Consider the following 10,186-nt stretch of genomic DNA (forward strand, 5'->3'; position numbering starts at 1 on the left):
CCCATGCGCTCAAGCACAAGACGATGGCGCCGCCGTACGCTGGCCGTCGCAACCGCCACGCTGGCGGCCGGGGCCTTCCTGGTCGCCGCGCAACCCCAAGCGGGCGGAGCCGCGCCACCCGCCGCGCCCGAAGTGGCCGATCAGGTTCCACAACTGACCGAGGCCGGGGTCACCGCCGGCGCCGCTTCGGTCTCCGGTGCCGGCGCGTCCACCATGGCCACCCGGTCCGTCTGCGCACCCGGCGCGCAGTGGCTGCGAGTCCGGTTCACGGAACTTTCGCTGCGCGGCGAGGACTCGGTGACGCTCACCGGCAGCCGCGCGGGCGCGTTCACGCTCACCGCGCGGAACTGGCCTGGCAAGGCGTTCCACACCCGCGCGTTCGAAGGCGACTGTGTGCGAGTCGCGGCGGCGCTGTCCGACCCCGCCAGCCGCTTCGCCATCGACGCCTACCAAGCCGGAGACCGGCCTCTCGCCTCGGCGACCACGACCGTCGCGGCGGTCGGCGACGTCTGCGGGTCTTCGTGCAACCAGACCGCCCCGCTGATCAAGAACATGAACCCGCAGGCGCTCATTCTGGCCGGGGACAACGCGTACAACTCGGGCACGCTGTCCGAATACAAGAACACTTATGACCCCTACTACGGACAGTTCAAATCCATCACCTATCCGACGCCGGGCAACCACGAGTACAACACCTCCGGCGCCTCGGGCTACTTCGACTATTTCGGCACGCGCGCCGGTGAAAGAGGCAAGGGCTACTACAGCTTCGACGTCGGCGATTGGCATTTCGTCGCGCTCAACTCCAACATCACCCGGAGCACCGGCTCCGCGCAGGAGACCTGGCTGAAGAACGATCTGGCGGCGAGCACCAAACCGTGCACGGCCGCGTTCTTCCACCATCCGCGGTTCAGCCGCGGCTCCCACGGGGACGACACGTCGGTGAGGCCGTTCTTCCAGGCGCTCTACAACGCGAAGGCGGACCTGATCGTCGTCGGCCACGACCACAACTACCAGCGGTACGCGCCCTCGCGGCCGGACGGTACCCGCGACGACGTGAACGGCGTCCGCGAGTTGCTGATCGGTACCGGCGGCCGAGGTTACTACAACTTCGACCAGTCGTCCGCCGCCGTGCAGGAAGCGGGCAACACCAACACCTTCGGCGTCGGGAAGCTGACGCTGAGCGCGACGGACTACCGCAGCGACTTCGTGCCGGTATCGGGCCGCACCTTCACCGACACCGCGACCGGCAAATGCAAGAAGGGCGTCTCCTCCCCCGCCTTCTCCGTCGGCACCAGCCCGTCGTCGGTGTCGGTGGAACCGGGCGGGACGGCCTCGGTGACGGTGAACGTCGGCAGCACCGGAGGCTTCAGCTCCGCGACCGTGCTTTCGGTTTCGGGCCTGCCCTCGGGAGTGACCGGCACGATCTCGCCGTCGTCGGTCACCCCGCCCGCCAACGGCAGCGCGACGGCGACGCTGACCTTGACCGCGTCGGATACCGCGACCGGCTCGGCGACCGCCACGGTCACCGGGTCGTCGGGCTCCACGACCCAGACCGCGAAGGTCTCGGTGAGCGTCGGTCCGGCAGGCGGTGAGGCGTTCGCGGACGACTTCGAGACCGACAAGGGCTGGCAGCTCAACGCGGCCGGCGCGGACACCGCCACCTCGGGCAAGTGGGAACGGGGCGATCCGGAGCAGACCACGTCGACGTACAGCAACCAGATCAAGCAGCGCGGCGACACGACCAGCGGCGCGAACTGCCTGGTCACCGGGCGGCTGGCCGGATCGGCGTACGGCGCCAACGACCTCGACGGCGGCGGTTCGTCGATGGCCTCGCCGTCGTTCACCGTGCCGGCGGGCGGGAAGCTGACGTTCTCCTACACCTTCGCGCACGGCGACAACGCCACCTCCGCCGACTATCTGCGCATCCGCGTGCTCGACGGCACCACGCCGACGACGGTGTTCGAGAAACTCGGCTCCGCGACCGAAGTCGCGGGCGTGTGGCAGACCGCGACGGCCGACCTGTCGTCCTTCGCCGGGCGCAGTGTGCGCCTGCTGGTCGAGGCGGCCGACGCGAGTACCGCGTCGCTGTGGGAGTCCGCGGTCGACGACGTGCGCGTCACCGCGTAGCCCGGGAAGGCGGACATGTACCTCTCCACGATCCGCTCCGCTGACCCGGCCCGGCCGGGAGGCCGCGCCAAGCACGCGGTGTCGGGCACCGTCATCGGTCTGGGCGTGGTCAGCCTGATCACGGACGTGTCCGCCGAAATGGTCACCGCCGTGCTGCCGCTCTATCTCGTGTACGGGCTCGGCGTCGGTTACCTGCAGCTGGGTGCGATCGACGGGCTCTACACAGGCGCGACGGCGCTCCTGCGGCTTGCGGGCGGCTTCGTCGCCGACCGCCTCGGCCGTCCGAAGGCCGTGGCCCTGGTGGGCTACGGCCTTTCGGCGGCGACCAAACTCGCCTTCCCCGCGGCCGGGTCCTCGCTCGGCGCGATCGGCCTGGTGATCGGGGCCGATCGCGCGGGCAAGGGCATCCGCACCGCGCCGCGGGACGCGATGATCACCCTCGCCTCCCCCGCGGACGGCCTTGGCCGCGCGTTCGGCGTCCATCGGGCGATGGACACGGCGGGCGCGCTGCTCGGGCCGATCGTCGCGTTCGGCCTGCTGACCGTGCTCGTCGGCGACTACCCGGCGGTGTTCGGGGTGAGCTTCTGCCTCGCCGTGATCGCGGTGATCGTGCTGGCCGTGTTCGTCCGTGCCCCCGCCGGGACGGTCGAACGGTCGCGCGTACGGCTGCGAGCGGGTTTCGCCCTGCTGCGGCAGCCAGGGCTCCGCGGCACCTGCCTGGCCGCGGCGCTTCTCGGGGTCTGCACGGTCGGCGACATGTTCCTGTTCGTCGGCGTGCAGCGATCCGCCGGACTGCCACCCGGGGCGCTTCCCTTGCTGCCCTTGGCGACGGCGTTGACCTTCATGACCTTGGCGTCCCCGGTCGGACGGCTCGCGGACCGGCTCGGCCGCTGGAAGGTGTTCCTCGCCGGCCACGTCGTCCTGCTCGCCGCGTACGTCGTCCTGGCCGCTTCGGCGAGCGGATGGCTCGTCGCGGCGGTCGTCCTGGCGGCACACGGCGTGTTCTACGCGTGCACGGACGGCGTCCTGATGGCGCACGCGGCACCGCTGGTACCGGAGCCTTTGCGGGCCACCGGTCTCGCGATCGTCCAAACAGGACAAGCACTGGCCAGGGCGACGGGGGCGGTCCTGTTCGGCGCGCTCGCGGCCGGAACGGCGCTGCGGCCCGCGTTCGCGGTGTTCGCCGTGGTGCTGCTGGTGTCGGTAGTGGCCGGAACGAGGATCAAATGAAGCGGACCTGGGTGGGCGTCGCGGCGGTCGTGCTGATCGTGGTGGCCGGGGCGGTCTTCGTCGGGCTTCGCACCGGCGACGCGGCGGCGGAGCAACAGCTGGACCTCGCGCGCGGCGGCCTGCTGTACGTGGACGAGTCGGGCCGGGTCCGGCAGGACGACCGTGTCGGCCCCTCCTGTCAGCGGGTGGACGTCGCCGCGGGGACCATGGCGTGCCTGCGCGCGACGGCGCTACCGGACCAGGCCGAGCTGGTCGTCACGAAACCCGGAGCCGAACCCCGGCTGATCTCGGAATGGGGACTGCCGTCCCGAGTCCGGGTCTCCCCCTCCGGGCGGCTGGTGGGCTGGACGGTGTTCCGCTCCGGTGACTCCTATCTGGGCGGGGTGGGCACGTTCTCCACCACCGCCGGGATCTTCGACCTGGCGACAGGGAACCACTACGGCTCACTGGAGGACTTCGCGCTCACCGTGGACGGAAAGCCGTACCCGGCCGCGGACCTGAACTACTGGGGTGTGACCTTCGCCAGAGACGATCTGACGTTCTACGCCACCGCCAGGTCCGCGGGTGGCACCTGGCTGGTTCGCGGCGACCTGCGTACCAGGACACTGACTTCCCTGCGGCGCAACGTCGAATGCCCGTCGCTCTCCCCGGACGGCACCCGCGTCGCCTACAAGTTCCGTGACGGCGACCGGTGGCGGCTGCACGTGCTCGGCCTCGCCGACGGCCGCGATGTCCCGCTCGCCGACCCCGCGCATCTGGACGACCAGCCGCAGTGGCTCGACGACCGGACCGTCGCCTACGGCCGGGACAAGGCGATCTACGCGGTACCCGCCGACGGCACCGGAGCGCCCGCGCTCCTCCGCGCGGGTGCTTCCTCCCCCGCGGTGGTGCGGTGATCCCGCGCGACTGCACCCTCACGGGTCTGGCACTCGCCGCGCTGGCGGCCGTCGTCGTGGTGGTCCTGCCCGGGCCCGCTCCCGAGGCCGAGGTTCCCGCCGTCCCCGCGCTCACCGACGTCTGGCCGGACGCCCGGATCACCGCGAACGCCGTCACCGGTGCTCCCTACACCCCGCTGGCGTTCCTCGATTCCGGCATCTCCGCCGGGGTGACGCGGGCGAACGACGTCGTCCGGCTCATGGTGGGAGATCGCGTGCTCCGCGAAGTCCCGCCGTCGGGCTCGCCCCGGTTCGTCCTCGCCGTGTCCCCGGAGGCTCTGGTGTGGCTGGAACTGTCCGACATCACCGGGACGGGGACGCTGTGGCGGGCCGGGCCACACGGTGAGGACCCGGTTCCCGTCACCGCCGACACCGGGCGGGTCGTGCTCCTGGACTCCCAGTACGACCTCGTCGTGCACGACGGCAAGGCCGGCTGGGCGGCCGTGCGGGGCGACGCCACCGAGGTGCGGACGGTGGCGTTGTCCGGCGGCCCGGTGACCCGGGTTCCGCTGCCCGGCGAGTACGCGCTCACCGCATGGCCCTTCGCGACGGCGGCGGCGGTCGAGCAGGCGGGACCGTCGGAACTCGTGGACCTCCGCGACGGCCGCGTCACGAAGGTCGACGGGCAGAGCGTCGAACTGGTCGACTGCACACCGTCCTGGTGCCGGGTCCAGGTACTGCGCCAGAGCGGGACCGCGCGGCTCGACCTCATGAGACCCGACGGGTCCGAGCGAAGACGGGTCGGCGGGAAGGGGATCCGGCCCGCGTTCGGCGACGTCGTCGTGCTCGACCAGTACGCGGTGGTGGTCGACGACGACCGCGGCGTGCTCGCCCTCTACGACACCGCCACCGGCCGGATGGCCGACCTGGCGGCGGAGTTCGGCACGGTCCTGGCGCGAGGGCCGTTCGTCTGGTGGTCGGAGGGCGGGAACGAATCCCTGACCTGGCAGGTACTGGACCTGCGCACGCTCAAGGCATCTGCTTGACTGCTGCCGTGCCGTCCGATCGTGAGACCTCCGTCGAAGCGGAGTTCTCGCGGGTGGTCGGCCGGTTCGCCGGGCCGGCCAGGGGCGCCGGGCTGCTGGTGATCAGTGTTTTCGGGGCACTCGCCACGCCGTCCGGGGCGCTCCCGCTCGCCTTCGGCCTGCTCGCGCTGGCCATGGTCACCGCCGTGGCCGAGCACCTCGTGGGGAAGACGGGCCGGGGCAGGCCGGTGGCGTTCGCGCTGACGCTGGTGCGCGCCGCGGCGATCTGCGGCACCCAGTTCCTGACCGCGCCCGAAGCGGGCGAGCTGAACCAATGGGCGCTCAACGTCCTCACCATCACCGCGATCACCCTCCAGTGGGAGTGGCCGCCGAAGGTCACCGTGCCCGCCATCGCCTGCCTGCTGGCGATCGAAGTGGTGCCTCTCGGCTTCGAGGACGGCCTGTCGGTGGTGGTGCGAGTGCTGATCGAGGCCACCCTCGCCAGGGTCGCCTTCCTCCTGCTGTCGCGGACCACGCGCCGGATCGACGATCTGCGCGAGCGCCAGGCCCGGCTGACCCGGGAGGAATCCCTTGCCGTGCAACGACGGCTGCAGGAACGCGAGTATCTGGCCGTCCTGCACGACACGGCCGCGGCCACCTTTCTCACGGTGGCCCAGCGCGGCGAAACGACGGAGCCGTCCGAGGTCGCCGGATACGCCCGCCGGGATCTCGCGATCCTCACCGGCGAATCCGGGCCCGGCAGCGTCGTCGACCTCGAAACCTCGTTGCGCGGTGTGCTCGCGCAAAGCCCGGTGAAGGTCGAGACGCGCTGGTCTCCGGTCGCGCCGATCCCGGCGTCGGCGGCGCTCGCGCTGGTCCGTGCCGTGCGCGAGGCGCTGGTGAACGTCGAGCGCCACGCCGGTGTCGGCGAGGCCCGCCTCACGGTGGAAGACGGGGTGCGCGTGACCATCCGAGACGAAGGCCGCGGTTTCGACCCGGCGAAGACCCCGGCCCAGCGGCGAGGCGTCCGGGGCTCGCTCGTCGAACGCATGGCCACGGCGGGTGGCCGGGCCGAGGTGACCTCCTCGCCCGGGGCCGGGACCACGGTGGAACTGGTGTGGCCGCATGAATGAGACCGCGGACCGGGTGCTCGGCGGCTGCCGGATCGCGGTACTGCTCGCGACGGCGGCGATCCAGCTCGGGCTCAGCCTGCCCCGGCTGGACGACACCCCTGGCCGGGTCGCGTTCGCCGCGCTCGCCGGCGTACTCGTCGTCGCGGCGTGGTGGGTGCTGCGCTGGAAGCCGGTCCCTTTGCCGGTCGCGCTCGCGGGGGCGATCGTGGTCCTCGCCGCCTCAGCGGTCGCCATCTGGACCCTGCCCCCAGACCGGCTCCTCGGTGACGAGGACTGGGCGTCCGGTCTCGCGGGCTGGCATCTGCTGGTGCTGCTGCTGGACCGCCCCGCTGTCGCGATGACCGCGCTCGTCCTCCAGATGGCGCTCACCTTCGTCCGGCAGATCGGCGCCGCGCCCACCGATCGCGGCGAGATCGGCAGCGTCGTGATCGCCGGGCTCAGCGTGCTCGCCTTCCAAGTCGCGACGCTGGCGCTGATCAGGGTCGTCAACCGGCGGGCTGGCGAAGCCGCGGAGGCTTCGGCCGAACGCGACCGGCAGGCCCACCGCAAAGCGCTCGCGGAGGAACGGGAAGCCGACCAGCGGAGCCGGTTCGCCGGGCAGCTCGGCGCCACCCTGCCGCTGCTGGCCGGACTGGCCGACCACACCCTGGACCCGCGTGACGACGCGGTCCGGCGGCGTTGCGCGCTCGCCGCCACGCAACTGCGGCGGCTGTTCGCGGAGAACGACGACGTGCCCGACCCGCTGCTGCACGAGGTCTCGGCCTGCGTCGATCTCGCCGAGCGGCGGGGCTTGACCGTGACGCTGGCGGTCAGCGGCGAAGCGGCGCCTGTCCCGACCTCGATCCGCCGCGATCTGACCGGTCCGCTGATGACCGCGCTGGCCGCCGCCCGGACGCGGGCCAGGGTCAGCGTCCTGCGCACCGACGACGAAATCCGCGTCGCCGCGATCACGGACGGTGAACCCGGCCCGACGGCGAACGGATCGGGCGCCGTCGACGTCGAATGGCACGCACTGGGAGAACGATCGTGGATGGAGGCGAAATGGCGTTCGCGACCGAACTGACCGCGGTGGTCGTCGACGATCATCCGGCCGTGCGAGCCGGGGTCGTGCACTGGCTGTCCTGCGGTACCCCACCGGTCACCGTGGTGGCCGAGGGCGAAGACGTACGGGCCGCGTGGATCGGCGAGGGCGCGAAGGCCGACGTCGTCATCCTCGACCTGCACCTGAACAGCACCACCCCGGCGATGGGCGATCTGCGGCGGCTCACCGAGGCGGGCCGTCGCGTCGTCGTCTACTCGATGCGGGCCGACGACGAGACGGTCTTGCAGTGTCTCGAACTCGGCGCGCTCAGCTATCTCACCAAGTCCGAAGGCGCGGAACACATCGTCGAAGCCGTGCGCGCGGCGGCGGCCGACCGGACGTACACGCCGCCGTCGCTGGCGGGCGCGATGGCCGGCGACCGCTCGGAGCGGCGTCCCGCCCTCTCCGCGCGCGAGACAGAGGTGCTCATCGAGTGGTTCCAGTCCGAGTCGAAGGATTTCGTCGCGCACCGGCTGGGGATCTCGCCGAACACGGTCAACTCGCATCTCGAGCGGATCCGGGTCAAGTACGCCCAGATCGGCAGGGAGGCCCCGACCAAGGCAGCACTCGTCGCGCGGGCGATCCAAGACGGGTTGATCGGCGTAAGCGATTTGTGATCGGGCGTGGCGCGAACGGACCACAGGCACCGCCTCCGGTTGCGGCTACGGTGCGTGACGAGCACGCCGGTACAGGTTCGGCGGGAGTCCGAGGAGAACCATGAAGTCCGCCCGTACCGCCTTGATCGCCACCGGCTGCGCCGCCGCGCTGCTGCTTTCCGCCTGCGGCGAGGAGGGCGGGAAGACCGTCAGGGCTGACGGCACCATGGCGCCCGGCAGCGAGCTCAAGGTCGGCGAACGCGCCGTCGTCCCGTTCAGCGACGCGGGCAAGTCGGGCACGATCGCGATCACCGTCAAGTCGGTCGAGATCGGCCCCAAGGAGGATCTCGCCAAGTTCAAGGACAAGGGCGAGGGATCGCTTCCGGTGTACGTCCGGATGGTGATCGAGAACGTCGGCGGCACGGACCTCGCCGACACTGCGGTGTCGGTGCGCGCGGTGGACCCGAACGGCAAAGGCACCAAGGTGATCATGGCCGGCGGCACCGCGGCCTGCAAAGGCGAGACGGCGCCGGCGACGTTCACCACGCCGGGCGCGATCTACGAGACCTGCGACACCGAAGGCGTCAAGGACGGGGGCGAGGTCGGCGGCGTGTCATTCGTCGACGGCGACGGCTACAAGGACGACCCCGTCACCTGGAAGAAGTGAACACCTCCCCATTGAGCCGAACAGCGTAACCGATTCGTGATCATTCGTGGTGCGAATGGCCCACACCGACTTACTCCCTCATCGACTACGGTGCGTGGCGAGAACGCCGGAGCAGGATTTCGGCGGGGAGTCCGAGGAGATCCATGAAGTTCGACCGCATCGCCCTGTCCGCCGCCGGCTGCGCCGCCGCGCTGCTGCTTTCCGCCTGCGGCGGCAAAGAGGAGGGCGGCAGCCCCGCTCCCGCCCCGTCGCCCGCGCCGACGTCGGCCGCGGCGTCCTCGCCCGCGACCAGCGGCACGGTCCCGGTCTCGAACGCGGACGCCACCGCGCCCGGCAGCGAACTCAAGGTCGGCGAGCGCGCCGTCGTCCCGTTCAAGTACGGCAACGACAAGTCCGGCACCATCGCGATCACCGTCAAGGCGATCGAGCTCGGCCCGAAGGAAGACCTCGCCTCCTACGGTGAGAAGGCCAAGGGCATGACGCCGGTGTACATCCGGATGTCGGTGGAGAACGTCGGCGGCACGGACCTCACCTACAGCACGGTGCGCCTGCGCGCGGTCGGGCCGAACAACAAGAGCACCGGCGTGATCATCACCGGCGAGACCCCGAACTGCCAGTCCGAGTCGGCGAAGAAGGACTTCAAGACCGCCGGCGCGACCTACGAGACCTGTGAGCTCCAGGCCATCAGGGACGGCGGAGAGGTCGGCGGCGCGGAGTTCAACGATGGTGACGGGTACAAGGACGACCCGATCGTCTGGAAGAAGTAAGCCCATCAGCGCGTGAAGGCCCCTTTCCCTCGGGACGGGGGCCTTCACGCGCAACCACGCTGCGGGTCCAGGTTCTCCTGCGTACCGTTGTCGTGATGGTCCACGTGCACCGGACGATCACCGTCCGAACCCCCGCCCAGACCGTCGTCGGCTACCTGCGGGACTTCGCGCACGCCGAGTCGTGGGACCCCGGCACCGTGTCCTGCACCCGTATCGACACCGGCCCGATCGCCGTCGGAGCGCAATGGCACAACGTGTCCGAGTTCCGCGGCAAGAAGACCGAGCTGACCTATCGCCTCGAGCGGCTGGAGCCGGACCGGATCGTGTTCGTCGGCAGCAACAAGACCGCGACGTCCACCGACGATCTGACGATCTCCGAGGAAGACGGCGCGACGACCGTCAGCTACCACGCCACCATCGAGTTCCACGGCCTGGCCAAACTCGCGGACCCGTTCCTCAAGCGGGAGTTCGAAAAGATGGGCGACGAGTTGGTGCCGGCGATGAAGGCGACGCTCGAAGCGCTTCCGGCCTCGTGAGTGCGGTTCGGGTCAGGGCCAAGAGCGTCTTGGGTACCTACTGGATTTGGCTGGGGCTGATCATGTGTCCGTGAAGGCCTCCTTGCCTACCCTGAAGGTAGTGAAGGAGGCCTTCACGGACCTTCAGGGTCGCCGCTCTCGTCCCAGGT

General features: G+C 70.8%; 10 protein-coding genes. All 10 read left to right on the top strand.

Annotation, left to right across the window (positions count from 1 at the left end; genetic code table 11):
• Positions 1-3: 3 nt before the first annotated feature.
• The 10 genes from AC069H_RS40350 to AC069H_RS40395 all read left to right on the top strand — a co-directional run bounded on the left by AC069H_RS40350 (position 4) and on the right by AC069H_RS40395 (position 10,037).
• Positions 4-2,127, top strand: a complete 2,124-nt coding sequence (locus tag AC069H_RS40350; protein WP_478235835.1) for a metallophosphoesterase — start codon at positions 4-6, stop codon at positions 2,125-2,127.
• A gap of 15 nt (positions 2,128-2,142) precedes the next feature.
• Positions 2,143-3,357: an MFS transporter gene (locus tag AC069H_RS40355; protein ID WP_478230389.1), complete on the top strand. Its 1,215-nt coding sequence runs from the start codon at positions 2,143-2,145 to the stop codon at positions 3,355-3,357.
• Positions 3,354-4,253, top strand: coding sequence for a TolB family protein (locus tag AC069H_RS40360; RefSeq protein ID WP_478235836.1), 900 nt, complete (start codon positions 3,354-3,356; stop codon positions 4,251-4,253). The genes AC069H_RS40355 and AC069H_RS40360 overlap by 4 nt, the downstream gene beginning before the upstream one ends.
• Positions 4,250-5,278, top strand: a complete 1,029-nt coding sequence (locus AC069H_RS40365) for a hypothetical protein (protein ID WP_478235837.1) — start codon at positions 4,250-4,252, stop codon at positions 5,276-5,278. Before AC069H_RS40360 ends, AC069H_RS40365 begins: the two co-directional genes overlap by 4 nt.
• Positions 5,279-5,286: 8 nt before the next feature.
• Entirely contained in the window at positions 5,287-6,390 is a 1,104-nt protein-coding gene (locus AC069H_RS40370) for a sensor histidine kinase (RefSeq protein WP_478235838.1), read from the top strand.
• Entirely contained in the window at positions 6,383-7,453 is a 1,071-nt protein-coding gene (locus tag AC069H_RS40375) for a histidine kinase (RefSeq protein ID WP_478235839.1), read from the top strand. Before AC069H_RS40370 ends, AC069H_RS40375 begins: the two co-directional genes overlap by 8 nt.
• Positions 7,432-8,088: a response regulator gene (locus AC069H_RS40380; protein ID WP_478230384.1), complete on the top strand. Its 657-nt coding sequence runs from the start codon at positions 7,432-7,434 to the stop codon at positions 8,086-8,088. Before AC069H_RS40375 ends, AC069H_RS40380 begins: the two co-directional genes overlap by 22 nt.
• Before the next feature lie 100 nt (positions 8,089-8,188).
• Positions 8,189-8,734 carry a hypothetical protein gene (locus AC069H_RS40385; protein ID WP_478235840.1) on the top strand — a complete coding sequence of 182 codons (546 nt, stop codon included), beginning with the start codon at positions 8,189-8,191 and terminating at the stop codon, positions 8,732-8,734.
• Positions 8,735-8,877: 143 nt separating this feature from the next.
• Positions 8,878-9,501: a hypothetical protein gene (locus AC069H_RS40390; protein WP_478230382.1), complete on the top strand. Its 624-nt coding sequence runs from the start codon at positions 8,878-8,880 to the stop codon at positions 9,499-9,501.
• A 95-nt stretch (positions 9,502-9,596) separates the two neighbouring features.
• Positions 9,597-10,037 carry an SRPBCC family protein gene (locus AC069H_RS40395; protein ID WP_478235841.1) on the top strand — a complete coding sequence of 147 codons (441 nt, stop codon included), beginning with the start codon at positions 9,597-9,599 and terminating at the stop codon, positions 10,035-10,037.
• Positions 10,038-10,186: the final 149 nt, after the last annotated feature.

The organism is Amycolatopsis sp. NPDC043887 (assembly GCF_056435665.1).

Excerpts from the sequence above, each read along its gene's own strand:
- AC069H_RS40350 (WP_478235835.1), top strand. The coding sequence starts at position 4 with ATGCGCTCAAGCACAAGACGATGGCGCCGCCGTACGCTGGCCGTCGCA.
- AC069H_RS40380 (WP_478230384.1), top strand. The coding sequence starts at position 7,432 with ATGGCGTTCGCGACCGAACTGACCGCGGTGGTCGTCGACGATCATCCG.
- AC069H_RS40395 (WP_478235841.1), top strand. The coding sequence starts at position 9,597 with ATGGTCCACGTGCACCGGACGATCACCGTCCGAACCCCCGCCCAGACC.
- AC069H_RS40375 (WP_478235839.1), top strand. The coding sequence starts at position 6,383 with ATGAATGAGACCGCGGACCGGGTGCTCGGCGGCTGCCGGATCGCGGTA.
- AC069H_RS40385 (WP_478235840.1), top strand. The coding sequence starts at position 8,189 with ATGAAGTCCGCCCGTACCGCCTTGATCGCCACCGGCTGCGCCGCCGCG.
- AC069H_RS40355 (WP_478230389.1), top strand. The coding sequence starts at position 2,143 with ATGTACCTCTCCACGATCCGCTCCGCTGACCCGGCCCGGCCGGGAGGC.
- AC069H_RS40390 (WP_478230382.1), top strand. The coding sequence starts at position 8,878 with ATGAAGTTCGACCGCATCGCCCTGTCCGCCGCCGGCTGCGCCGCCGCG.
- AC069H_RS40360 (WP_478235836.1), top strand. The coding sequence starts at position 3,354 with ATGAAGCGGACCTGGGTGGGCGTCGCGGCGGTCGTGCTGATCGTGGTG.